This window comes from Paenibacillus rhizoryzae, from assembly GCF_059686995.1.
On sequence record NZ_JCAALT010000005.1, the window covers coordinates 45723 to 70045 of the forward strand.

20 protein-coding genes are annotated in these 24323 nt (G+C 46.1%); 2 read left to right on the forward strand and 18 right to left on the reverse strand.

Going from position 1 to position 24323, the window contains the following annotated elements; translation table 11 throughout:
* Positions 1–58: 58 nt before the first annotated feature.
* The 14 genes from AC6ESO_RS15780 to AC6ESO_RS15845 form a co-directional block, all read right to left on the reverse strand.
* Positions 59–802 (reverse strand): glycerophosphodiester phosphodiesterase, encoded by a 744-nt coding sequence (locus tag AC6ESO_RS15780; protein ID WP_497092187.1) that lies wholly within the window; start codon positions 800–802, stop codon positions 59–61.
* A gap of 27 nt (positions 803–829) precedes the next feature.
* A complete protein-coding gene (locus AC6ESO_RS15785; RefSeq protein WP_497092572.1) occupies positions 830–1660 on the reverse strand; it encodes a carbohydrate ABC transporter permease in 831 nt (276 codons plus the stop codon).
* Positions 1661–1768: 108 nt separating this feature from the next.
* Positions 1769–2641 carry a carbohydrate ABC transporter permease gene (locus tag AC6ESO_RS15790; RefSeq protein ID WP_497092188.1) on the reverse strand — a complete coding sequence of 291 codons (873 nt, stop codon included), beginning with the start codon at positions 2639–2641 and terminating at the stop codon, positions 1769–1771.
* Between the two features lies 1 nt (position 2642).
* Positions 2643–3713 carry an ABC transporter ATP-binding protein gene (locus AC6ESO_RS15795; protein WP_497092189.1) on the reverse strand — a complete coding sequence of 357 codons (1071 nt, stop codon included), beginning with the start codon at positions 3711–3713 and terminating at the stop codon, positions 2643–2645.
* On the reverse strand, positions 3667–4590 hold the full coding sequence (locus tag AC6ESO_RS15800; protein WP_497092190.1) for an HAD family hydrolase: 924 nt from the start codon (positions 4588–4590) through the stop codon (positions 3667–3669). Before AC6ESO_RS15800 ends, AC6ESO_RS15795 begins: the two co-directional genes overlap by 47 nt.
* Before the next feature lie 114 nt (positions 4591–4704).
* Entirely contained in the window at positions 4705–6063 is a 1359-nt protein-coding gene (locus AC6ESO_RS15805; protein ID WP_497092191.1) for an ABC transporter substrate-binding protein, read from the reverse strand.
* A 206-nt stretch (positions 6064–6269) separates the two neighbouring features.
* Positions 6270–6899: a glycerol-3-phosphate responsive antiterminator gene (locus AC6ESO_RS15810; RefSeq protein ID WP_497092192.1), complete on the reverse strand. Its 630-nt coding sequence runs from the start codon at positions 6897–6899 to the stop codon at positions 6270–6272.
* Positions 6899–7747 carry a metallophosphoesterase family protein gene (locus AC6ESO_RS15815; RefSeq protein WP_497092193.1) on the reverse strand — a complete coding sequence of 283 codons (849 nt, stop codon included), beginning with the start codon at positions 7745–7747 and terminating at the stop codon, positions 6899–6901. Before AC6ESO_RS15815 ends, AC6ESO_RS15810 begins: the two co-directional genes overlap by 1 nt.
* A gap of 136 nt (positions 7748–7883) precedes the next feature.
* On the reverse strand, positions 7884–8900 hold the full coding sequence (locus AC6ESO_RS15820; protein ID WP_497092194.1) for a glycoside hydrolase family 172 protein: 1017 nt from the start codon (positions 8898–8900) through the stop codon (positions 7884–7886).
* A gap of 67 nt (positions 8901–8967) precedes the next feature.
* Positions 8968–9528, reverse strand: a complete 561-nt coding sequence (locus AC6ESO_RS15825) for a GNAT family N-acetyltransferase (RefSeq protein WP_497092195.1) — start codon at positions 9526–9528, stop codon at positions 8968–8970.
* A 240-nt stretch (positions 9529–9768) separates the two neighbouring features.
* The gene (locus AC6ESO_RS15830) at positions 9769–10191 is read right to left on the reverse strand and encodes a GIY-YIG nuclease family protein (protein ID WP_497092196.1); all 423 of its coding nucleotides are present in this window, start codon (positions 10189–10191) and stop codon (positions 9769–9771) included.
* 48 nt (positions 10192–10239) lie between these two features.
* Positions 10240–10617, reverse strand: coding sequence for a hypothetical protein (locus AC6ESO_RS15835; RefSeq protein WP_497092197.1), 378 nt, complete (start codon positions 10615–10617; stop codon positions 10240–10242).
* A gap of 47 nt (positions 10618–10664) precedes the next feature.
* Positions 10665–13085: a DUF2357 domain-containing protein gene (locus tag AC6ESO_RS15840; protein ID WP_497092198.1), complete on the reverse strand. Its 2421-nt coding sequence runs from the start codon at positions 13083–13085 to the stop codon at positions 10665–10667.
* Positions 13057–15810 carry an MrcB family domain-containing protein gene (locus tag AC6ESO_RS15845; RefSeq protein WP_497092199.1) on the reverse strand — a complete coding sequence of 918 codons (2754 nt, stop codon included), beginning with the start codon at positions 15808–15810 and terminating at the stop codon, positions 13057–13059. The genes AC6ESO_RS15840 and AC6ESO_RS15845 overlap by 29 nt, the downstream gene beginning before the upstream one ends.
* 375 nt (positions 15811–16185) lie before the next feature.
* Between AC6ESO_RS15845 and AC6ESO_RS15850 the strand changes: the two genes are divergently transcribed.
* A complete protein-coding gene (locus AC6ESO_RS15850) occupies positions 16186–16617 on the forward strand; it encodes a hypothetical protein (RefSeq protein WP_497092200.1) in 432 nt (143 codons plus the stop codon).
* Positions 16618–17218: 601 nt separating this feature from the next.
* A complete protein-coding gene (locus AC6ESO_RS15855) occupies positions 17219–17497 on the forward strand; it encodes a hypothetical protein (protein WP_497092201.1) in 279 nt (92 codons plus the stop codon).
* A gap of 258 nt (positions 17498–17755) precedes the next feature.
* On the opposite strand, the gene AC6ESO_RS15860 is transcribed toward AC6ESO_RS15855, so the two are convergent.
* The 4 genes from AC6ESO_RS15860 to AC6ESO_RS15875 form a co-directional block, all read right to left on the reverse strand.
* Complete coding sequence (locus tag AC6ESO_RS15860; protein WP_497092202.1) at positions 17756–19225, reverse strand: restriction endonuclease subunit S domain-containing protein; 1470 nt, start codon at positions 19223–19225, stop codon at positions 17756–17758.
* Positions 19226–19227: 2 nt separating this feature from the next.
* Positions 19228–21294, reverse strand: coding sequence for an N-6 DNA methylase (locus AC6ESO_RS15865; protein ID WP_497092203.1), 2067 nt, complete (start codon positions 21292–21294; stop codon positions 19228–19230).
* Between the two features lie 384 nt (positions 21295–21678).
* Positions 21679–23151, reverse strand: coding sequence for a 23S rRNA (uracil(1939)-C(5))-methyltransferase RlmD (gene rlmD, locus AC6ESO_RS15870; RefSeq protein WP_497092204.1), 1473 nt, complete (start codon positions 23149–23151; stop codon positions 21679–21681).
* 73 nt (positions 23152–23224) lie between these two features.
* Positions 23225–24133: a diacylglycerol kinase gene (locus tag AC6ESO_RS15875; protein WP_497092573.1), complete on the reverse strand. Its 909-nt coding sequence runs from the start codon at positions 24131–24133 to the stop codon at positions 23225–23227.
* Positions 24134–24323 lie beyond the last annotated feature (190 nt).

The following is a 24323-nucleotide window of genomic DNA, read 5'->3' on the forward strand; positions in this document are numbered from 1 at the left end:
AAAAGGGGAAACGAAAAAAGACACGGAAGCACAATCCCGTGTCTTTCTCAACTAAGCTTTACACGCGCACGCCATCCCCACGCACAATCTGCAGTACGCGATCCGGATAATTCGTCGTAATCCGGATATTCGGATACGCTTCGATAATCCCCGCCAGAACCTCCGAATCATCTACCGTCCAGACACCCAGATCCATTTCGAGCGCCGTCATCTCCTCTACCAGCTCAGGCGTAACGAATCCGTAATGCACCGACAAGCCCGTTGCGCCCGTATAACGAAGCTGCTCTGCAAGCAGCGTTGGCTTGCCCAGGAAGATCAAAGCCGTCGCGATCGAAGGGTCGATCTCATGCGCCAGCTTCATGGAATCATGATTGAAGGAGGAAAGCACAACTTCATCCTGAATGCCATGCCGCTGAATGAGCGAGATAACCCGCTCCTCGATGCCCTCATATTCATTGGCCAGCATCTTCAACTCTACATGCAGTTTGCAGCAGCCTTTGGCGAGCAGCAGGACTTCCTCGATCGTTGGGATCCGCTGTCCCGCAAAAGCAGGATCAAACTTACTTCCCGCATCCAGCTGCCGCAGTTCTTCCAGCGTGTAGGCTTTTACCGGACCTGTCCCGCTCGTAGTCCGGTCCAATGTATGATCGTGAATGACAACGGGGACGCCGTCCCTCGACAAATGCACGTCAAGCTCAATCATCGCAATATCCGGCTCGCTTAGTGCCAGCTCGAATGCCGCCATCGTATTTTCCGGTGCTACTCCTGAACATCCGCGGTGTGCCACAATTCTTACCATCATCTCTTCATCCTTCCCATCACGCTTCTATTATTTGACGCCGTTATACACGAAAGCCTTGATAATCTGCCGCTGCGATAAGAAGAACACGATGAGGATCGGCACGACAAGAATCACGTTACCGGCCATCAGGATATTCCATGTCGCAACGCCTTCCACTTCTCGGATCTTGGCGATACCGAGCGGCAGCGTTCTTGCTGTTTCGTTGGTGGTCATGACAAGCGGCCAGAAATAGTCGTTCCAATGCGCAATGAAGCTGAACAAGGCGAACGTCACCAGCACCGGCTTCACAAGCGGTACCATGATCTGCACGATGACCTTCCATTCCGCTGCCTGATCCAGTCGCGCAGCTTCGATCAACTCATCGTAGATTTGCATGAACGCCTGCCGTAGCAGGAAGATACCGAAGGCGCTGGACGCGAAAGGCAGGATCAGACCAAGATGCGTATTGAGCAGCTTGAATGCACTCAGCTCCAGGTATACGGGCAGGAAGATCAGCTGGGTCGGAATCATGAGCGTCACCATGACGATGCCGAACAGGAAGCCCGAACCGACGAACTTATATCTGGCAAAAGCATACGCGGCCGGAATAATCGTCAGCAGCTGCAGGACCAGAATGCCGACCGCAATGATGACGCTGTTCATGAAATAGTTGAGGAACGGCCCCGTGTTCCAGGCATCCGAGTAATTCTTCCAGACGGGATCGAGCGGAATCCACTGCGGCGGGAATACCATCGTCTCGGAAAGCGTCTTCAGCGATGTGGAGAGCATCCATATGAACGGCATGGCAAAAATCAGCACCAGCACCAGAAGGCCGATCGTATTCAATCCGCTTAGAATAGCAGATATCGCTCGTCTAATTGTCGCTTCGCGAGTACGTGTATGGCTCAACTGGCTGCTTGCAGCAGCAGTCCCCATAGATGGGCCGCTGATCGTATTGTCTACGGCTTTCAAGAGCTTCACCTCTTCTTAACGGTAATGAACGCGTTTCGACAGCAGTTTGAAATAGATGATCGTAAGGACTCCGATGATGACCAGCAAGATGACGCCGGCCGCAGAAGCATAACCGATCTTGAAGAACCGGAATCCGTTCTCATAGATGTAATAGACCAGCGTGTTGGTGGAGTTGATCGGCCCGCCTTGCGTCATAATGGCGATGGTCTCGAACACCTGGAACGAACCGATCATGTTAATGATCACCAGGAAGAAAATCGAAGGTGACAGCATAGGCAGAATCAGCTTCCTGAAGGTCGTCCACGGCTTGGAACGATCCAGCGAAGCCGCTTCATAGATATCCGGCGGGATGCTCTGCAGCCCCGCGATGAACACCAATGCGTTGTAGCCGAGCCCTTTCCATACGGCCACGATGACGAGCGAAACCAATGATGTGCTCGGATGGGACAACCACGCCAGCTTGCCGAAACCGACGAGCCCGATCACCCAGTTCAGCAGCCCGTATTCAGGGTCCATCAGCCAGCTCCACAGGAGCGAAATCGACACGAGCGAAATAATGTGCGGACTGAAGATCGCGCCTTGGACGAAGCCGTGAAAGAAGCTTTTGCGATTCAGCCATAGGGCGAGCAGCAGTGCAATACTAGTTGTTAATGTTACCGTTAGCAGGGTATAGATCGTTGTGTTCGTCAGCACCTGGCGGAAATCCGGTTCCGACAGCAGATCCTTGAAATTCTGAAGGCCCACGAAGGTCTTCGTCGGGCTGACAAAATTCCAATCGAACATGCTCAAGTAAATCATGTAGAAGATCGGATAAATGAAGAACAAGGAGAACACGATAATCGCCGGAGCGACCATACTGTAAGGACGCAGTCTTTCCCATACCGTCATGTCATCTTCCTCCAGCCGCCGCCAGACGTTTCGAGCTTACCCCCACGCCGCGCAGCCTTTCTCCGTTCAAGCCGAAATAGTAGAGCTGCTCATACGGAATCGTGACTTTTACGTGCGAGGCTGTTTCTAGCGGCGAAAGGAAGGTTTTGACGAAGAAGATGCCGCTGCGCGACTGGATCTGATAAATATTTTCCGCTCCCAGACTCTCCCGGGTCAGAATCTCGCCTTCAATGCCGTACCCTTCAACCGCATCAGCTGCGCCGATAAGCGCCTGCTCCGGACGGAATCCTACACGGCTCACAGTGGCAGAGGACTGAATCTCCAGCTCGTGGATATCGCGTACATCCATCATGTTCATAGCCGGTGTTCCGATGAACTCCGCGGTAAATTGGTTAGCCGGGTCGTGATAGAGCTTCATTGGCGTATCCGCCTGCTGAATGACGCCTTTGTTCATGACAACAATCTCATCACCCATCGACATCGCTTCTACCTGATCATGCGTAACGTAGACGAATGTCGTACCAAGGCGCTTGTGCAGCTGAATCAGCTCCGTTCTCATCTGGTTACGCAGCTTCGCATCCAGATTGGACAAGGGCTCATCGAGGATGAACACCTTCGGCTTCTTCACCATAGCTCGGGCGAGTGCCACACGTTGGCGTTGTCCGCCGGATAAGTTCTGAGGTTTCTTGTTCAGATGAGGGGTTAAGCCGACAATCTCGGAAATATCCATAATCAACTTCTCGCGCTCGCTCTTCGCAATCCCCATATTTTTAAGACCAAATTCAATATTGCCGCGGACGGTCATCGTCGGATACAGCGCGTAATTCTGAAAAACCATCGCTACATCCCGCAGCCCCGGCGGCGTATCGTTCACGCATTTATCGTCAATCCAGATCTCCCCGCTCGTCTGCTTCTCAAGCCCCGCCACCATGCGCAGCGTCGTGGATTTCCCACAGCCCGAAGGCCCGACAAGAACGGTGAACGATCCATCCTTGATGGTCAGGTTCAAATTCTCAATGACGGTTTCATCCTTGAATTTCTTGCCGATCTGTTTCAGCTCGATTCTCGCCATCCGCTATATGCCTCCTTGTGATGGATTCTTCAATCGTACGCATGAGCTGCTCCAGCTCTTCCAACTGGTAAAGCCGCAAATCCCAAACCTCGGGGTCGCTGCTCGGATAAGGAGAGATCAAACAAGTTCTGCCGCCCAGCTGCTTCACCGGATGCAGATCGTTCCACGGGTTATCCCCGATCGACAGAATTTCGTGCGCCTGATAGCCTTGTTTAAGTAGCGCTGTGACATAGAAATGAAGGCCGTTAGGCTTATTGGCATCGTATACGACATCTTCGAACATATACCGGATCCCCATGTAGCTCGTGAATGCGATGCCGGATTCGTGATGGGTGTTGGTCATGAGCACTTTCTTCTCCACAGCCGTGAGCTCTTCGATAGCTTGGAACAAGTCAGTGTGGCATACGAATTGATAAGGAGCTTCTTCGACCATCTCCTTGCGGACGCGGTCAAACGCGGCTTTCAAATTCTGCTCGGGAAGCTTATATCTGTGGTTAAGAGCCGTTGCAATTCCCCATGGGTCGCCAATCGGAATGAGATGCGGCACCTGAGCGGACACCGTTCCATAGCCATGAGCTTGCTCATCGACCACTTTCGTCCCCTGCCAAGTATTGCCCTGAACGAAAAACTCTCCTTCTCGAACCAACCACAAATCATCCAGCCTATGATAAAAATGTCCAAATTGGATCTCATGCTCGCCTGCCCGAATTGCTCTTCCTAAGCGAACAGCCGCCTCGGTTTCTCCTTCATGCGCCGTTCCCTCTAGCAGGTAACGGATATACCGATCCAGGTAGGTGTCTTCTTGGTAGAGCGTCCCATCCATATCGAAAATAACTACTTTAATCGCAGACAACCAGTTGTCGTTGTTGCTTTGCATTCATGCATCAAGCTCCCCTGCTCTTAGGATGAGGAGGAGAAGGCTTCCGCCGTAAGCGCAAGACTCCTCCTCTTGGGTTTTAACTAAATATGAAGGAAGTGAAGTGATGCTTAATTATTTGCCGAGCAGCTTATTGGCTTTCTCTGCCGCTTGATCAAGTGCTTCCTTAGGCGTTACCTTCGGATCAAGAATAGCTTTCTCGATGGCTTCTCTGATGATCTTCGCCACTTCCGGATACGCGTTCTCCATCGGGCGCGGTCTAGCGTATTGCAGTTGGTCTACAGCTACTTTGAATTGCGGGAACTCGATAAAATGCTGCTTCAGCTCATCGCTCTCTACGGCAGACATACGCGTCGGCAAGTAACCGACATGCTTGTGCTGGTAAATCGTGTTTTCCTTCGACGTCATCCATTTCAGAAATTCCCAAGCCGCTTGCTTCTCTTCATCGCTGCTCTTCGACGTAATAACCAGCTGACAGCCGCCAGTTGGAACGCCGTAGCTGACATTGGAAGGCATGAAAGCCGTATCCATCTCGAAGCCGCCTTGCTTAGCCAGTTCCAGACTTCCCGTTACGCCGGCCGTCGAAGCAAATTTAAATGCGGACAATTGGTTGGACCAGTCTTTGTCAGCCGTTGCTCCCGCTTCATCACCCATTGGAATTTTAATTAGCCCTTCACCGACCAGCTTCTTCCAGAACTCTACCGGTGCTACGCCTTCAGGCGAGTTGAATGCAGCTGTCTTGCCGTCTTCGCTTAGCATTTTGCCGCCGCTTTGAGCAACGAGGCCTTCATAGAACCAGATATCGGCAGGCACGGTCATGCCGAGCTTGCCTTTCTCCTTCAGCACTTTGGCGTATTGCTCCAGCTCATCCCATGTCTTCGGACCGGCCGGGTCGAGTCCGGCGTCCTTCAGCATCGTAACGTTCTTATATAGAATTGGCGTGCTGCGCATGAATGGAAGGCCGTACAGCTTGCCATCCACGTAGGCATTGCCCATCAGACCCGGGTTAAAATCATCCAGCTTCAGTTGATCCTTGTCCTTCTCTGCATAAGCCGTCAGATCTTCCAGCATGCCGGAGTGAGCGAATACACCCGTAGAGGAGATTTCCAGATCGGTTACCGCAGGCGCGTCTCCTGCTGCGAAGGCTGCTTGTACTTTAGCGTGAAGATCGTCGTAGGTACCTTGGTGTTCCGCTATGACTTCGTATTTGTCCTGCGACTCGTTGAAGGTTTGAACCATGTGCTGCTTCGCTTCTTCGATCTTGTCCCCGTACGCATACCAATATTTGATGACGATTTTGTCAGCTGCAGGTGCTTCTGCCGGCTCTGCTGCTCCTGCTGTGGTATTACTCGTGTTTGCGTTCGTTTTCGTGCTGTTGCCCGTGTTCGAGTTCGTTTCGCTCGCTCCGCATGCCGACAGCACACCTGTCGTCATCAGCATTGCAAGTGTCACAGTAGTAAGCTTCTTAACCATCGTCCAATCCTCCACCTTTTCTCTACCTGATTTGTACAATCGAGCGTGCAAAAAAGAAACCTTAATCCTGCCGAAGGCTATATGCCCTCAAGCGGATAAGGTTTCTCCATTACTCCAACCGATCGCTATTTACTTTTCACCTTGAATGTTACAGGAGTTTCGTTAACGCCAGGTTATCCCATTGCAAAGATTGTATGGATTTTTATTTATTGGATGATGAGAGTAGGCGCGATGGATTTCCATAACGCCGGCTTTGACGTCGAGATCGCTGCTGCTCCGTGTCTCAAACATTCCTCTGCCTGCTCCGGCTCGAACAGCAAGCCTCCGGTAATGATGGGCAGCGAAGTGAACGCCCTCACCTTGTCGAAAATATCAGGGATACGGGCAGGCATGACTTCGATGATGTCCGGCTCGCTCAGCAGGAGGCTCTTCGCGATGTTGTCCAAGCCCTCGCTATCGACGAGGAAGAAGCGCTGAATGGTAAGCAACCCCATCTTCTTCGCGGTTTTCACTACATTGGTCTTCGTCGAAATAATGCCCGTCGGCTTGATGACCTTCGTTAGGTAATCCAGACCGTAGTTGTCCGTGCTGAGACCGCCGATCTTCTCCAGATGCAGGAATACCGGGAGCTGGTGTTCCTTGAACACGTCCACATACCCTTTGATGACACCGATGTGACCGGTTAACAGGAAGACCCCGCTCAGTTGATGGCGTAGGGACAAGGTGGTCTCGATATGTCTGGGGTCCTTAATGGAAGCGATCATTCTGTGCGTGGCGAGTCGGTCCAGAAAAGAGGCATGGTTCAAGGCCGCGTTCTTCGTTCTTGATGTCTCCATTATTGGGGCTGCTCCGATGTTACTGTTACTGGCGACAAGGGGATGTTGTACTCACGGTCTGCGTCTAGTCCGCGAGCGTTCGGATTGTGGCCGAAATGTGAGATGTGTTTGTGAAGTGTCGCTGCATGATCCTCCAGATACATGACGTCTATCGTCGAGATCCGAATTTGCTCATCCTCCAGCTCCACGACCCGGAAGCCCGGTTGATCTAGGGCTGCTGCCAACTGCACAAACGTCCAATTGTTCTGAGCTACGATGGAATTCACATGTGTGTGACCATTGAAATAGACGCCTGTCCCCTGTTTCCGATTCAGAATACGCCACATGTCGATGCTGGGATGAATGGAGCCTTTGTCTAGCTCCGATCTAGTTGTCGTCTGATAAACGGGGTGATGACCGAATACAAGCAGCGGCTTCGTGCCGGATTTCTCCACACAGTACTCCAACCACTGCAGTTGCTCTTCATCCATCCAGCCGCTCCAGTCGGCGGTGTTCATCTCCCTGGCCGTGTCCAGAAACACCAGCGTTGCTACATCTGTATCGATGGCGTGATAACGCTCCTGCCCCGTTATCTGCAGCACTTGCTCACGTGTCTGCGAGTACAGATCATGGTTGCCCAGCACATGGATGAAATTCCGCTTCTCATGCCACAGCAGATCATACACTTCCAGCAGCTCCACAGCCGAGCCGAAATTCGTCAGGTCTCCAAGCGATATATGTAAGTCGGCATCTGTATGCACAAATTGCTCCAGCAGCGTCTGATAGAAAGCCGTCCTAGCCTCCGGCAGCCCCAGAATCGTGGTATCGATTTCGTGGTAATGCAAGTCGCCCATCAGCAGTAGTTTCATTCGTTCTCTCCTCCTGAAAAATCCAATTTTTAACTCTATCCCTCATGGTAGAGAGGGAGTGTTGATTGTCCGTTAAGTGGGGGAGGTGTTTTTGTAAAGATTATTGGGTTCTAAGCGAGGCGGTGAAGATCCAGGCTTAAGGATAAGATTGATGATCCGTGTCGCGCCGTCTGTACATACTCATCAACTTGTCGACGGGAAGCTTTTCGGGAAGCGGTGTAGCTCTATCCTGATACCAGTAGGCGGTCGAAGAGTACCAATAGGGCTTCAGGTGCTTCGCCTCCCATGGGTTGACGAACGAGATGCTGAGATTTTTGTCGAACGCAATGGCGTCATGTTCGTGAAACCGATACATGCTGATCATCGAACGCAGCGTGTCTTTCAGCGGCACGCCATGCAGCTCTCCGTTGAATTCACCATCCCTGAAGTACCAGCCGCCATTGAAATAATCTTCCAGTCCGGTGCCAACGATCGTCGGGTTCTCGCGGTCTTCCGTGTCGATGAACATATATTCCGGCGCTTCCAAGTAAGACAAGTAGTTGAGATCCTCTCCCTGCATGGACAGGCAGCATCCGATGTAATGGCCGCGCCCTTGAATGTCTACCAGAGGAAGCGGGTCCTTACCCCCAAGACGAGCCGTCCGGAAGAGGCAATGAAACCGCCCGGAGTCCTTCGGTAGTTCGTCGTATTCCTCGTAGTTGGCGTTAAAGAAAACATCAAGCGGGATGCTCTCATGCAAGTTCTCAAGCTCAATGCGCACTTGATTATATGGCATCAGGAAGTAGGAATAGAATCCTCCGCTCGACATTCCGATATACCGTGAGACGAAGTGTCGGAATTCGCAATGGCCGATGCCAAAGAAATCGCCGATCGGACATTCAACGGACGGTTCAGACTCCCCGTCCCAATAGATACGGATGATGAGCTTCTTCAACGTAGATGTATCATTCTCGGCTTGCGTGTCCCAATGTCGCCAGAACCATCCGGGAAAGGTTAACCACATCCGGCTGATTATGCCTGGTTTGTCACTCTTTACAATCGTGCGTGGAGGCTCGCCGGGCATGATTCTCACCGTCTTGCTCTTGGTGGCGGGATCGAAGGTCGTGAATTGTCGGGTTGTCGCTTTCCTAATCTCGTATAAGGCGGGGAACATATTCATCTCTCCTTTGTTCTTAGCAATTTTGGCAACGCTTCCATGTTTCGCCGTTTAGTCGTTGTTGCTATTCAATATCTCCGCCTCGGTACGCTTTCTCATGATACTTGGTGATGAATTTGAACAGCGATTGGCCGTCATCCTCCGGCTTAAACGCAGGCTCCAGCGGCAAATACATTGCTTGATAAGTCTCAGGCACCCAGATGTATGGATGCACATAACTCGTGAGCTGAAAGCCTGTCCGCAGCCAAAATCTGATGCGCTCCGCATTCTCCTCCGTTTGCTCCGCTTCGACCTCGATAACGACCGCGCGACATGATTCCGACGACCTCGCCCACTCGCTGATCGCTTCCACACAATATCGGCCTAATCCGCTGCCCCTTCGGCTTGCCCGCACAGCGAGATAATCGATTACGAGTACATACGCTCCACGATCAGTCGCTGTCAGCGCCATAGCGACGACTTCCCCCGCTTCCATCCATGTATGCAGCTCGCTCAGATTGCGCTGAAACATGCGGCGGATTACGCCTTCGCTCTTCCCTCTATGTTCGGGGAAGGCTTCCCGGTACACCGGCTCTACCTTACGCCACAAGCTGTCGTTCCACTCTGAAGTAACTTGATAGTTCATTATCGTGACCTCACAGATGCTCTCATAACTTCTAAACGAATTGATCGAGCTGATTGATGTTCGCAATTTTTCTCATGTATTCCTAAATACACTTCGGGATGAATCATGATGTTTGTTCCTTTACCTTGGTGAAATGACGACATGCACAGCCTTCCCTTAATTCTATATCAGTCGGGAGAGCTGTTCAATTTAACCTGTTGAAATGGTCAGGGACTTTTGGAGATAACCATTCTTCAGCAGTTAATTCTCATTCATACCATAAGGAATACTCATTAGCTTCTTCTTGTACAAACTCTCAACAATAATCACTTCTTCAGCTGTTATGTTCTTAGGTAAAATTTGCAATACACTAAACTGAAAAAACTCATATTGAGTTGGATTAGTACCTAAAACTTTTATTATTCCCTTATTTCCGCCATGCTTAGAATCAACATAAGATCTCCATCTCTCTAGTAACCCACCAGAACCATAAGCAGACCCGACATACTGTTGACCATTCATTTGATCGGTAATCAGGTAGATTGCGTAAACTGAAGACAATGCAGCATGCCAATTCTCGTATAATGTTGGATCACTTATTATTTCTTTTAGCTCTCCATACATTAACACGATGTTTTCAAATCCATGGAAGGCCAACCTAGGGCTTTCTTGAATTGCGATCACTGCTTTCTCATTCGTTGCCCATTGTTGCCAAGAGATAGCAGCTTTCCCCTAATCAATTACTAGTCTGCCGTTCAAATCACTTAACAGTTCAACCTTTTGCAAATCATATTGATAGAGATGACCACTGCTAAAAAATTCAGCCACCGGAAACCCATTAGGCATCATTTCTGGATTGACTGCTCTACCTACCCCGACACTGTAGCAACCCATGAACTTTGCACTAGTCCCAGGTTCACTTACAAACGACAGTATATATTCAACCCCCTTGAAGAAATTCTCCCTTTGGATCTTTTGATATTCATCCATAAAACCATTTTGGTAGCACTTCTTAAACTCCTTATCTTTTAAAGAATGCCTTATGAGCTTTACTTTCTTTAGATCAAGTCCATTTCTTTTTAGGATGTCGGATAAATAAAGTGATGGCATTTGCTCGCTCCAATCTAGTCTATAAAACGTCTATAGGAAACACTGTGTTATTCCTCGGCCTTATTAATTCGAACAACCCTACTAGCCAAATCCACCTGACTATGATCAAGTTCAACCCTCACCCGTCCTTGGCGTCGTTTTTCACGCCACTGCCGGATGTCCTCCTCCGTGTTAAGTTTCAGCTCAGCAATCTCTAATGCACGGTCGAATATGTATTTTGAAGTATATAATAATGTGTAAATGCCTTGTCCCCCTGGGGTGACCGGATTTCCCCGCTTAATCCACTCTTCTACAGTAAATTTCACGTAGAGCTTCTCCTCTGTCCCCAGTCTTGCCGGAAACTCGGTAATCTCACGACGCTTCAAGACTCTCCAGTCCTTGACTCTCCCGGACCAATGAATGCCAGACTCTCTCCCACGAGATTCAAACATCTTAACTGATTGATATAGAGCTACATATTCCAATTGAGTGAGCATCGTATGATCGGTGATATTTTCGAGTGGTACATAATAGAATCCGTGCTTAAGCACATCGTCTAGTTGCTCGACGCCTCGAAGGGATCCCACGAGCACATTACGTCCACCGAGCTTGTTTTTATAATAATCCTTGGTTCCCTTTGGACGTGTAGATCGCTCATACGCCTTCTCCGGACTATCCATAATAATTTCGTCCAGAAAAGCTTCCATAAGCTTCGTCGCATTTGGCAAGAACGGGAATGCTCCAACATTTACGAGCTGAATACTCTTATAGAATCGATGTTCTTTAAACTGCTCCTCATCCTGAAAAGGAAAGAGCACATAAGCTCCAAACATGCTGCGCTCGAGTTCATTTTCCTGAACATCTTCATAAACAATCGCATCTCTATATCGATGCATCGTATTAATATCTGATTCCACTGGTCCTGGTGTCTTGTAATCTCTCTTATAGGGAGTGCCTTCGTACGCAGGATCTAGCCGGTATTTTGCATCAAAAATATACTTGTACACGGTCTTAGAATCATTCTTCTTCAGAGTCAGTACATTATCGGGTCGCTGAGAAACGGTCGGCGTTTGCTCCCCTTGTGGTAGGGTATTGTAATACAACGTGAACACTTCGCTGTTCTTCGGATTACGGTAGACCATCTTCGCCTTCTGCGTTTTATCAAGCGTAACGAATACGCCAGCCCGATTGACCTTAATAATATCTTGCTTTAGCAGCTCATATTTCCTGCTCAGCAGGTCATGGATTTTCAAAAAACACCAGTATTCATAAAGCTGTGCTAGGTCCTTCATCGACAGATGGAACAAGTCACTCTGAATGGATAAGCCTTTCATTAACATGAGATAATTCCGATAAACCTCGCGATACCCTGGGGCCATTTGAAGTACAAGCGAAATTGAGAGTTGCCGCATATCGTTCACCTGTAAAAAATCCAGCCCAAGCAATCTTTGCATGTGCGATTGCATATCAGTAAGCTGCCGTGATAGTAGTGAATCTTTGAGTTTTCCTTGTTCAGATAAGCGTAATTTCAAATCCTTTAATTTCTGAGCAATGCGCAGAAGTACCCATCTTACGAATCGATTCTCATTCGTGTCGTAATCCACATACCGCTTTGTCTCTATGGCATGGGTGGGATAATAGCGTTGCCCATTGATGGATACGATCCCGAGCTTATTGTCCTGTTTTAACAAATGAGGATGCTTGGCGAGAAATGCTATGTTCTTCTTACCTGGCTTCCTCACTCGGCCGGACTCCACGATTCGATTCTCCGTTTGATGCTTGGTATGCGGTGCACTTTGGATTCTCTCTACGGCTTGAACCAACTGTCCAAATACATGCTTCAGAATAGAGAAAAACTCCGTCAAACTCTGATTTCTAGTTTCCTTTAGGCCGGTTAAATGATAAGTTTTGCGCAAGAAATCGAACGAAAGATTATAAATCTGTTGATTCACATCGTTCAAAATCATCTGGTAGTCGCGTTTGTAATCCATTTTCACAGGAAAAATCTCCAGCTGCAGCCCTAGTATTACTTGTCCATAAAATCGAAGCTCCAGATCGGTTAAGCCTACTTCGTTCTGAAAGTTTAATACACCTGAGAGGATCTGACCTCTACCCAGCGATTTAACTGCTTGTCGAATATTCATATTCTCATGGTAGAAGCTTAGGGGCACATCCCCTTTCTTCTCAATGACAAGCTCATAGGGCTGCGTTTCGAAGAAGAGTGGATACGATGCTCCACCGGGCTGCCATTCCGATAGCTCCCGCTTCTCAGGATTGAATAGGAGTAGCTTCTTTATCTCCAAAGATGAAGATGGTGAAGATATATGGAAATGTGCCGGAATCAGTTCATTGTCATCCGTTCTATGAAGCTGAAGCGAATCCACCGTGGGATGAAATGGCTTACCGTGCAGATACAGAATAAATAGATTCGTCTCAATGCGAAGTAGTTCAGTACTTAGATTAAGAGAGCCAATAAGAGGTGAATCCATCTTCCTCTAACCTCCGCAGCATGAATGCCAATTTACGAGCACTAAGCGGATACTTCGCCTCAGCTTCTTGTTCCTTCGCCTTCTTACCGGAATATAGCTCCGATGCATCATCCATTAAATCTTGGATAGGTAATGACTTTCCGAGTGCTTCTTGTAGGAGCTGGAGCAACACTCGTTTTACCGACGAGCTACTTCCTTGTACACGAGGTAAAAGCTTTTGTAGCAGCTGCAGATCGAATGCTTTATCCTCGCTCATTAACTCAAACTGCTTATTGTAGATCATATAGAAACAGACGGCATCTCTAATGCGGAAGCCAACATGAGAATGCACTTGTTCTAGGATCTCATTAATCTTGACTAACTTCGTCGTGACGTTCTTCACAAGATCTTCGTTGAGATCATAGGCATCAATTAGTTGTAGATATTCGCTTCGTAAGAACGAATTGAACACTCGATCAGGTGTAATTTGATTGCTGAAACCAGTAGGAAACTGCTCCAGATTAATATAGTTGAACTCAATCGTGTTGGCGCGATCTAGCACCTTTTTGCTAAAAGGATGTGTTGTCTCATCCATGTTCACTGTTCCGATGATATACACGTTATCTGGGAGTGCAAGACCGCCGTAGATAGGTTGATCCTCAGTAATTAAACTGTCCTTCTGAATAAGCGGCACCGTGACAATTCGATCGTTCCGCCACTCTTGTGTCTCAATAACACTGAGCAAATCGCTAAAATAGTGCTCAACGCGCGCCAAGTTCATTTCATCCAAGCAAACAAAATAAGGTTTGTTCCGATTGCTATCTTTAGATGCTTCAACCAATACTTCAGCCAGTAAGCCTGGTCGAAAAGTACCGGTTAAATCCTTATAACCAAGCAGATCGGAAGGATCACTCCAATCTGGGCGGACCGGGATAAGGTTGAATTGCTTGTTCGCACTTGTTGCACCTAGCGCCTCTGCAAATAACTTCACCAACTTGGTCTTCCCCGTTCCGGAAACACCAGCTAGAATGACGAAAGGTTTAGTCTTAAGTGACAAGTAAAAGTTCTCAATTAGGTCCTCAGGGAAGTGGAAACCCTTACTCTCAATATAGGTACTTATGTAATTAACACGCTCCATTACTGTTAACGTATCTATTGGTTCCACCTCCACCTCAGCTATGAAACGATACTCATCTTTAGACTTGTGAACGTATCCAAGCTCCTCTAACCAATTCAACATAAACCGAGAACGATTCACCTGAGTCACTGCGCCCCACTCGTTCTCCATGTTCATGGTGGAGATGAATATGGATCTGAACTGTTCTAACGTAAATGTGCCGAGTTCCTCAGCAGTTGTGATTCCAAGATTGATACACTTGGTTAGTCGGCTTGCCTGCTGCTCGTTCTCCGAGTTTGACAGGCTTGCTCTAACTAGCTGTACTTGAACTGGACTTAACGACCAAATTGTTTGATCAAAAGCTTGATAATACTCTAAGCCTCGAGCCGTGAGAGAGTACTGTCCGTCTTCGATTGCTACCAATCCAAGCTCATGGAAGGCACGTCCGATATGCTGCACTCTTTCCTTCGGATTCTTAACATCATCTCCCGATTTCAGTACCGTTGCTTGATTCGCAACTAGCTCATCTAGCGGAACATATCGAGTGTTGTTCTGCCCTAAATAATAAATAATACCTTGACCTAAATAGAGATGAGCAATCGTAAAGGTGAAGACTGGGTGCTCAACGGGGGGCTGTTCCTGAAGAACTTTATCTGCATATAGCTTGTAATTATTGACGACATTTTCTAGGTCGGCTAGTAGCTGTGAATCTTCTGGAACTTGATTACGATCATAGCGGATCGATGCGATGATTGCTGCTTGATAGTCATCTCCCGCACCGGGTACAATTTCATCTTTTTGCATATTTTCAAGGGGTAAGTAGCTTCTTATCTCATCGGATTTTTGCTTGAAATATTGATTAGCTCCCTTTTTCTTATAAAGCCTCTGCGGCTCAGTTACCCCATGTGCCAGCGTAAGATACACAGCACTCATATCTTCAGCAAATAAATAAACGATATATTCACCACTCTGAATAGATATATTTAGACGCTTGTCTAGAATTCCAATCCAAGGAATACCTACCCAATTTCCTTGACCGATAGAACCTTGTACTTTGTAATCCGGGCCAATAAAATCCTGCGAAAGTAAATATTCAGGAATCGACTTCCTCATCAGTGCACCTACAGGATGACTGCCGAACCCTTGCGTCTTGTACTCTAGATAATGGTTTAAGATCTGATCAAAAGAATCCTTCAGCGAAAACGTCGACGCAGCTTTTAACTCGCTGTTATATGCTGCTAACTCAGACTGTGCATATTCCCTCAACTCCGAAAGCATTTGCTCGTTCAACTGTGACCAAATATGCGACTTAAAGCTAATTGTCTCAGAATTCACTTCTAAGACAGACTTAAGTGCATCGATTGGGGTCTGTAACAGAGATTTTGTCTGAGACAAAGTGAAGGAATTCCAACTCTCATTTACTTTCTGAGGTGGGGAGTCAACAACTTGTCCTGAATTTATAGCAGAACGATAATACGACAAAAACCGCTCAGCAATTATGTTGAGCGGTAGAAACTGAAGTTTGGTTTGATGGTACTCATCCAGAATAGACAAGATGAAAACCATTTTATAAGATTTTTGCTTTACTCGAAATATAGTAGCCAGTTCTACTGGAAGTGTAAGTGTCATATCGTTTCGCTCCAAACTTAAATTGACTAGAGTTCAGATTAAGATTCGATATGATAGTGCTAAAGTCCTTTTGGAATGGTTAGATATTCACAATATACCATCTAGAAAAGAATAGAAGTTACCTTGATACAACCTCAATCTATATCAGAGAATAGGCTCATTTCAACTAATCACACATCAAATATAAAGGTTTAAAAACTCATTGAGCCATCACATCATAAATATGTTAATTTTCTGCAAATCACAAGAGCTTCTTCCGTTAGGGGAACTCTCAAAATTTCTAGGCGCTCGTGGTTGATTTCCGTTCTATACTGGTCGTTTCTGGGCATACTCTGTAACAATACTAGGTTTCTAGGGACCAGAAGGAGAAAACAAATGGATGATTTCAACTGTATTCTTCGCTTACGTTACCCATCGCCAGATGCAGACCTGAGGGCCAGAAAAGAGGACATTGAGACAGTTGTGGAACAGTCTAACAGATACTACGATCAAACATGCAGACTGAAAATTAATATTATAAGAATCAGCAAACATGAGATCCATCTACTTGCCAGCAAAAAACATGGGGGCACTCCCTCGGGGAAAGACTTCTTGCTGATCAGTAAACGCCTGTACCACAAATTTGGTTGGAAAGATATTTCGACTAAAGAAAGTAAGTTGTTCATCGTGGAAGTCCTAGATACAACTTGTGACATCGAAGAAGTACAATCTACCCCCTCCCCAAAACAAGCAGCAACAACCGAAGAGACTCGATCCCAACTGATTGAACTTAGAAACCGGATCGATAAGCTTATCGCAGCTCTTTAGTGTAGATTTATCCAAAATGAGAACACGACGCTATTTGGCTACCAAGGTAGTCATTTGGATGTAAGTTTGGCGATCGGCTGGTTTTAGTCTGCTCGAGCACTTATACGCCGAGCTAAAGAGCTTGCCAGTGAAATTAGCAAATAACTCATCGCTGGATCGACGCAACGGATATGGCTTCTGACATATCCGTATTTTTTTGCTACCACGTAAATGAAACAATTATAGCTTCATACTTTAACACAATATTATATAGGCATATTTAGGACTGTATGAGGAAGTAGGCTATGATAATCTGGTAATACCATGTAATTTCCGGAGGAAACCATTGTTCGTCGTCCTAGGGACCTCCTTTGCCGGTCATGAGATAGATACGATCATTGAAGCCGAAACCCCGTTAGAGATTCTAAGATGAATTCTACAAAAATATAACAGCAGGCTCAAAAAACCATATGCAATCTACATTCCGTCTCAGGTAAGCGAAGTACAGCTGAATGCAGCTGTTCGGGAGCAAAAGTTTGACTGCAGTTGGTGGCTGGAAGACACTAAGATCATCCAAATCGGGGAAGCGACTCGTTCCAACGCGTTTGTTGGGGATCCAGACATGCAGGCGTTTAAGCGATACTGCAAAACGCTGACAGATGGTATCCTTGAACGCTATTGGTCGGATATGACCGGTTTCCCGAAGTCGGATAAGGAGTTCAAGCTACTCAACCAGATCGTTATGGAATTCCTCCCCAAATTCAACCCAGAGCTTAGCCAGACACTTCGGGCCTTTATTTGGAGACGTGTTCGAGATCGGGTCGTGCGTGAATGGAAACGTGAAAAGCACAAAAACGCAGACAGTGAGACGGCTGAGCCGAAGGTAGATCTACTTAGATGAATTCGCCAGGACGCTCATGCCTAGAGTGAACGAGGACGATGAATTAACAGAGAGAGAAACTGATAAAGTATGGGCTTTTCTTCGCGCCACATCTTTCGGAGATGAAGCCGAATATGCGCTGAAAACTAACAAAGGGATGTAGCAATGTTCACCTTATTCACTAGCTTCCCATCCAAAGTATCTCCGCTAAATAAAAGAAGACCCTTCAATCTTGAAAGGCTTCACTCAATTTCATTCAAATAATGTCAAAATGTATATTTACTTTCTCTCATAAACTAGGTTACTAAGAATACTCAAATTCTCGTTGATAAATGATTCCGCTACATCTTCATTTTCATTGGCAGCTATCACAACTGCTTTTTTTGCAACTTCATACAATTTCTTTGACCGATGTCTAAGCATATGTGATTTATAAACAAGTTGACTAATTTGGGTTTGCTCGTAATCTCCCACAATAGGAATCGGTAATTCACTAATGTATTTTTCATAAATAGAAATGATACCGCTTGTACCAACTATATTTTTATAAATTAAGTTCTGTCCGATAGATGAGTTTATAAAAACACATAATACCTCTGGTAAAACACGTGATGAGTCGAGGGGTCTCATTATCTTTAAAGTTGAATCTGTAGTGAATGACTTAATTTCAGTTTCAAAATCATAAAAAATACTGGCTTTTCCAAGAGAGCCGACTCCCATAGAAGCAAAAATAATATCTTTATCACGAACTAATGGAAGATTATTCCCAATAACCATTGCATTTGATGTATTACTTTCCGTATTATAATTTAGAATGTTTTTTCTAACTTGTTTTGTTTTAAATACAGGTATTTCACCGTTTTCTACATAAGGGAAGTTAACAGTTTTAAGAACTTCAAAGTTTGAAATTAATGATTCATATCCAGACGCTTTAACTCTTGCCACTAACATTTCATACTTCGGTTGGTAAAACTCAGCATCAATACGTTCGGAATTCTCTACTTCCTCAAAACTTTTAATATAATAACGATTATTTTTGGGTTTCCATGAATCTAATTTTGTAGATGACAAAAAAATTTGCTCTGCTTCATTATATTTTGAGAAAGAAACTTCCTTTAGTTGTTCAAGTTCATTGTAGATTTTCTCAAATAATCCTTGGAAGTTTTCATTAGCAACTGGTATCAAAGTTTTTTCAATGGCTTCTAAGGTTAAATGTGGCTGCCCTGTTTGGCTGGCTGTTCTTAGCATCATGCTTTTTCCCAGGTCAGAAAATAAATACATCCACAAGTAAAATTTATTAACTCCCCTTAATTTATTCGTACGAAGTATTATTGTATCTCTACAAGTAGCATATCGTGAGAATAAATCAGGAACAAATCCAACCTTACCTAAAGTATTCCCACCTTTGGCAATTATCAAATCACCTGGATAAGCTATGGAAATTGTTTTTTGATTTTGCTCTAATACAAATTCGGGTAAGAAAGCTGTCTCTTCAGTTATCTCAATTAATCCATTCTGAATTTCATTTACTCTTATAAAGGGAACTCCAACACCATCAAATGAATAATATTGTGTGATTGCTGGATAGAATGCACTACAGTCCAGTTTTCCATTTAGTTGCTTAATAGTTTTAGATCCAATTTTTTCTAAAAATTTTTCAAGTTTCAAAAAATGTGGACGGTAATACTCAGCATCTAAACGTTGACTGGTTGTATCTAGTTTACTTTTCGATACGACAGATATTTCCATAATTACTCTTCTCCCCAGAAAGAAAAACCTTCTCTAGTAGCCCATTCAATAAAACCCTCAGCTATTCCGTCTTCTAGTTGCATATCATGATTGTGCAAATCATGATTCACTATTAAATGTCCATTGTTATCAATCTTTGGTTTTCCATCTTCGTTTAAGACAAATAAATATTCACCGGAGTTATCTTTTCCAGCTTTATCTGATACGGCAAAAAAAATAGGGTAATCTTCAACTTTTGGACAAAGCGGTCCTGCATTAGGGTCATCGTTCCATTTCTGAAGTAATAACACACTTGTCTTGGTTCCTGTATGCGGTTTAAACGTATTAACATGCAATCCTACTACACCAAGAATTCTCGCTTTATCTGAAATGAAATCGCGACCACTTTTGTCAGTGATATTATTGAATCTACCTTGCGGTAAAACTATTGCCATTCTACCACCTGGTTTAAGGAAGTCTAAATTCCTTTCAATAAATAAAATATCACGACCTACTTTATTATGAGGCTTTTGTGATTCTTTATATCCCAACTCGTATTTATGAATAATTCTAGATTCCTTTATGTCACCTGCAAATGGAGGATTTGCCATTAAAACATCAAAAAGAAATTCTTTGTTAGAATCTCTGTTCTTTTTAAGTTTTTCTAAACGACTATAACCTTTGCCATAGGTCGTAAGCCATGATTGTGTTGAAATGGTTTCATTCCATCTTTCATAATCCAAGGTATTCAAGTGTAATACATTCGTCTCTCCATCACCAGCAATAAGGTTTAAGGTTCTTGCAACACGAACTGCTTTCTCATCAAAGTCAATTCCAAATATCTTCATAACATCTTCTTTTTCTTCTTGTGATATTTCAACATTGGAAAAGAGGTGACCAGTAATATAGAAAATTGTGTGAACTGTAAATCCACAGGAGCCTGCCGCTGTGTCTATCATGTATTCTCCCCGTTTTGGGTTAAGCATTTTTACACACATATCAATTACATGACGTGGTGTGAAGTATTGTCCTTTCTCACCTTTAGAAGATTTATTTACAAGATATTCAAACGCTTCATCAATGACTTGCAAATTTGAGTTGAACAGCTTAACATCTTGTATCCCTGAAACACAAACAGACAAATGGGAAGGAGTAAGGTCAATCTTACTATCGCTTGAGAATACTCCTTCCCATGTTGCTTTAGCTTCATCAAAAATCTTTTGAATCTTGTTTTTGAGTTCTCCTTCTGCTTGTCCTGTATTCCTAAATTCCAAAATCCTGAAATCTGAATCATCAATATCTGAAACAATTTCTTGCAATTTTTCGAACTCTATTGAACCAGCAGGCACTTCTCTTTTAACCACCCTATTTATATAGGACTTATCTTCTTTACTTTTCATTTCATCATAGAGCTTTGTAAATATTAATTTAAATACTTCCTCAAAGACATCGACACCTGCGTTGGCAAGGACTTCATCTTCTAATTCCTTAATAATTGATTTTAAAGATTTTCCTTCATTTGGAATTTTATCCTTTATAATCAAGTCCTTCAAAGTGAATCTTTCTTTTAATATATCTGCGAGTGTTTGGGTTACACTTGGAATATCGGTAATATCTTCAAAATAGTTGGGGTCTTTACGGTTGTAATGCGAGATTTGTCCACCATTTGTCCATACACCTATTGGAGCTCCTGTAGCATTACAATAGGAACGTAGTTGTTCTTTTCCTTCAGATAGCTTGGGCTTTTTAACTTCAATTATTATGTACTCGACAGTCGGTCTATCCTTATCGAATATAACAATATCAGCGGATTTCACTTGACGTCCAAAATGTATTCCATGCTCTAATTTTATTCTACTTTTGGGATACTTGTATTCATTTAATAATTTTGAAATATAAAGTTGTCTAACTACTTCTTCTGGTTTTAACAAGATATCTTTCTCTCTTATCAGACAGGAAACATAAGGTTTTTGCTGCCCACGGTCTTCCTTAAAGAATATTCTTCTTTCAAAAAGCTCGATTTCCTTTTGCTTAAAAATTGCGAGGTCATAGTTAGTGTCTTTCAATATGTTAATTAATACATTTTCCATTAATAAAACAAACCCCCACACAAAGTAATTAATTATCGTTTATTAACATTCTACAGGAATAGTTAATGTTTGTCCTTGTTGATTTATGGGACTGAAGTGCTAAAAGAGGTAAAGCTAACTCGACATAGAGCCTCTGTGAGCATGATTTTTTGCTAATAGCGGCGAATCACATAGGATTCGCTAGGTTAGGCAGCCTATCATACTCACCTCTCCAAGTAAAGTTTATCTGGGCAGAATTACACGTCATACTTCTTCCATCTTTGTTAGAAAAGCCATAAAGAATTTGTCTTTCTCTCTTAAAGTAAACTCAATGACAACTTTTGTTTTTAGAAAACAATTACAATTCCCAAAATCCATTAAAACAAGGGGCATAGCCATTAACGGCTAACCCCTTCTTGTCATTAATATTACGCATTCGATATGTGTCGTATGCGGAAACATATCCACCGGTTGCACCTCAAGAGTTCGGTATCCGCCGTCCTCCAACACGCGTAAGTCACGAGCCAATGTCGAAGGGTTACACGACACATACACCACACGCTCCAGGCGCATCGCCAGGATCGTCTCCAGCAACGCTTCGTCGCAGCCTTTGCGAGGCGGATCGACAACGATCACATCCGCTACAATGCCTTCCTTCCGCCAACGCGGAATGACAACTTCAGCTGGGCCAGCCTCGAACGAAGCGTTCTCGATTTCGTTCAGCTTCGCGTTCCGCTCAGCATCCGCAATCGCCTCTGGCACGATCTCGACGCCGTAAACATGGCCGGCTTGACGCGCCAAGAACAGCGAAATCGTACCGATGCCGCAATAGGCATCGATAACCCGCTCTTTACCCGTCAGCGCCGCATACTCAACCGCTTTGCGGTACAATTCCACCGTTTGCACAGGGTTCACCTGATAGAAAGAGCGTGCCGAAATGGCGAAGCGAATACCATCGAGCTCATCATAGATAACCTCGTTGCCCCATAGCACACGCGTCTCATCGCCGAAGATCACATTCGTATCACGCTTGTTCACATTCTGCACAATACTCTTCACGTTAGGCACAGCTTCACGAATCATCTCAATCCAGCGATCCACTTGCGGGATATGCCCCCCGTTCGTGATAAGCACAATCATCGCTTCGCCCGATACGAAACCAACACGCGTCATGACATGACGCAGCAGCCCACGTCCTGTCTCTTCGTTATAGGCCGATACACCAAGTTCGCGGCCGATAGCCTTCACACGCGCCACAATATCATCATTGTGCGAGTGCTGAATCATGCACTCGTCCATATCAATGATGCGGTGGCTGCCGCGCGCGTAGAAGCCGCCGATCAGGCGCTCCTCCGAGAAGAGCCCATCGCCATCTCCACCAGTAGCTACAGCGGCCATTCCCATCGGCACGGACGCTTTGTTCCGATAGCGCCACGGCTCGTCCATCCCAACCGTGGGATGAACAATCACTGCATCCGCCTCACCGCCGACTAGGCCACCATCGCCGCCGGCCCCAGCGACCCGCAGCTTCCCGATCCGCTCTAAATTATCGACCACATGCTGCCGCTTCCACGCCAGCTGCCCCTCATAGCTCAGATGCTGCAGCTGGCAGCCGCCGCACTGCTTATAGATCGGGCAAGGCGCGTCCACGCGGTCCGCGCTCTTAACCAGCAGCTCCTGCAGCTTGGCGTAGCCATAAGTCTTCTTCACCTTCAGCACCTTCGCGCGGACGCGCTCGCCGGGAAGGGCTCCCTGTATAAAAAGGGTAAAGCCGTCTGCACGGCCTACCCCTTCGCCCTCATGCGTCAAGCCGACAATGTCGACGACGACTTCATCATTTTTGCTTACTGTCGGTACTTTAACCTTATTATTGCTCATTGTACGTAACCCGCTCCGTTTTCCTCAGTCAGTTGTCTCGCCTAGCCTTAACCATCTATCTGCTTCGTGCCGTTTATTTATAAGTAGAATTGCCCGCTTCATCTACGATAATGTTCAAATGCGACGGCAGCACCGTGAACGTACATGGCAGCGTGCCGCCATACTCGCCGTCTAGGTTCAGCTGCACGTAATCCGGTGTCGTGACGATCAGCTCGTGCGTTTGAAAATGCACCACATGCGGGTCATGCAAGTGCTCGCCACGCAGCGCCAGTGACGCTAGCCGGATGAATTCGCCGAGGTTGCATTTCTTCAGCACGACTACGTCAAACAGACCATCGCTCAAGCTCGCCTCAGGCGCCAGCTTCTCGAAGCCGCCGACCGAATTGCTATTACAAATGAGGAACATCATAATCTCCTCATGAATCTCGCCAATCTCCTTGGCCTGGAGCCGCAGCTCCGTTGGCCGCAGGCGGGTCATTTTCTCAAGACCCTTCATATAATAGGCCAGCTGACCGATCATCGTCTTCAGCTTGCTCGGCACCTCATAGGTCAGCTCCGTCAAGGAGCCGCCACCCGCGATGTTGATAAAATACCGCTGATTCGCCCGTCCCAGGTCAATCGATTTCGTAAACTGCTGAATGATGAGATCGCACGCGTACTCCCAATGCTTCGGAATGCCAAGCGCCCGGGCAAAATCATTCGTGGTGCCCAGCGGCAAAATCCCAAGCGGCGGTCGTACGTCCTTCTCCGCCAAGCCGTTGATCACTTCATACAGCGTCCCGTCCCCGCCTGCCGCGATAATCATATCGAAGCCGCGGTCTGCAGCTTCGGATGCCGCGATCGTCGCATCGCCTTCGCTCACGGTGGCGTGACAGCTCGTCTCGATGCCGCCGCGCTCCAGCCGCTGCAGGATATCCGGCAGCCGCTTCTTAATTTCTTCCCGTCCAGACGTCGGGTTATAGATCAATCTGGCCCTCTTAATCGTCGTCACCTAGTCCACCTCCGGCACATTCACTCCGGACCGTGTGCGGCAGCGCCTCCCGCGCATCCGCAAACACGGCAACCGGTAAGCATCCTGCTGCCCGTATCATCTCATGTTCTCTATTCTCTACTATACACTGAAATGGCGAACTTCCCAAACGGCCCTCGCCAGCTATTCCCAGCAACCCCAA

What these genes read in the sequence shown, in the direction of transcription:
- AC6ESO_RS15795 (WP_497092189.1), bottom strand. Translation starts at nt 3,713, where the DNA reads ATGGCGAGAATCGAGCTGAAACAGATCGGCAAGAAATTCAAGGATGAA.
- AC6ESO_RS15800 (WP_497092190.1), bottom strand. Translation starts at nt 4,590, where the DNA reads ATGCAAAGCAACAACGACAACTGGTTGTCTGCGATTAAAGTAGTTATT.
- AC6ESO_RS15850 (WP_497092200.1), top strand. Translation starts at nt 16,186, where the DNA reads ATGGATGATTTCAACTGTATTCTTCGCTTACGTTACCCATCGCCAGAT.
- AC6ESO_RS15855 (WP_497092201.1), top strand. Translation starts at nt 17,219, where the DNA reads ATGCAGGCGTTTAAGCGATACTGCAAAACGCTGACAGATGGTATCCTT.
- AC6ESO_RS15790 (WP_497092188.1), bottom strand. Translation starts at nt 2,641, where the DNA reads ATGACGGTATGGGAAAGACTGCGTCCTTACAGTATGGTCGCTCCGGCG.
- AC6ESO_RS15805 (WP_497092191.1), bottom strand. Translation starts at nt 6,063, where the DNA reads ATGGTTAAGAAGCTTACTACTGTGACACTTGCAATGCTGATGACGACA.
- AC6ESO_RS15840 (WP_497092198.1), bottom strand. Translation starts at nt 13,085, where the DNA reads ATGGATTCACCTCTTATTGGCTCTCTTAATCTAAGTACTGAACTACTT.
- AC6ESO_RS15860 (WP_497092202.1), bottom strand. Translation starts at nt 19,225, where the DNA reads ATGGAAATATCTGTCGTATCGAAAAGTAAACTAGATACAACCAGTCAA.
- AC6ESO_RS15810 (WP_497092192.1), bottom strand. Translation starts at nt 6,899, where the DNA reads ATGGAGACATCAAGAACGAAGAACGCGGCCTTGAACCATGCCTCTTTT.
- rlmD (WP_497092204.1), bottom strand. Translation starts at nt 23,151, where the DNA reads ATGAGCAATAATAAGGTTAAAGTACCGACAGTAAGCAAAAATGATGAA.
- AC6ESO_RS15835 (WP_497092197.1), bottom strand. Translation starts at nt 10,617, where the DNA reads ATGCCATCACTTTATTTATCCGACATCCTAAAAAGAAATGGACTTGAT.
- AC6ESO_RS15780 (WP_497092187.1), bottom strand. Translation starts at nt 802, where the DNA reads ATGATGGTAAGAATTGTGGCACACCGCGGATGTTCAGGAGTAGCACCG.
- AC6ESO_RS15845 (WP_497092199.1), bottom strand. Translation starts at nt 15,810, where the DNA reads ATGACACTTACACTTCCAGTAGAACTGGCTACTATATTTCGAGTAAAG.
- AC6ESO_RS15865 (WP_497092203.1), bottom strand. Translation starts at nt 21,294, where the DNA reads ATGGAAAATGTATTAATTAACATATTGAAAGACACTAACTATGACCTC.
- AC6ESO_RS15825 (WP_497092195.1), bottom strand. Translation starts at nt 9,528, where the DNA reads ATGAACTATCAAGTTACTTCAGAGTGGAACGACAGCTTGTGGCGTAAG.
- AC6ESO_RS15820 (WP_497092194.1), bottom strand. Translation starts at nt 8,900, where the DNA reads ATGTTCCCCGCCTTATACGAGATTAGGAAAGCGACAACCCGACAATTC.
- AC6ESO_RS15815 (WP_497092193.1), bottom strand. Translation starts at nt 7,747, where the DNA reads ATGAAACTACTGCTGATGGGCGACTTGCATTACCACGAAATCGATACC.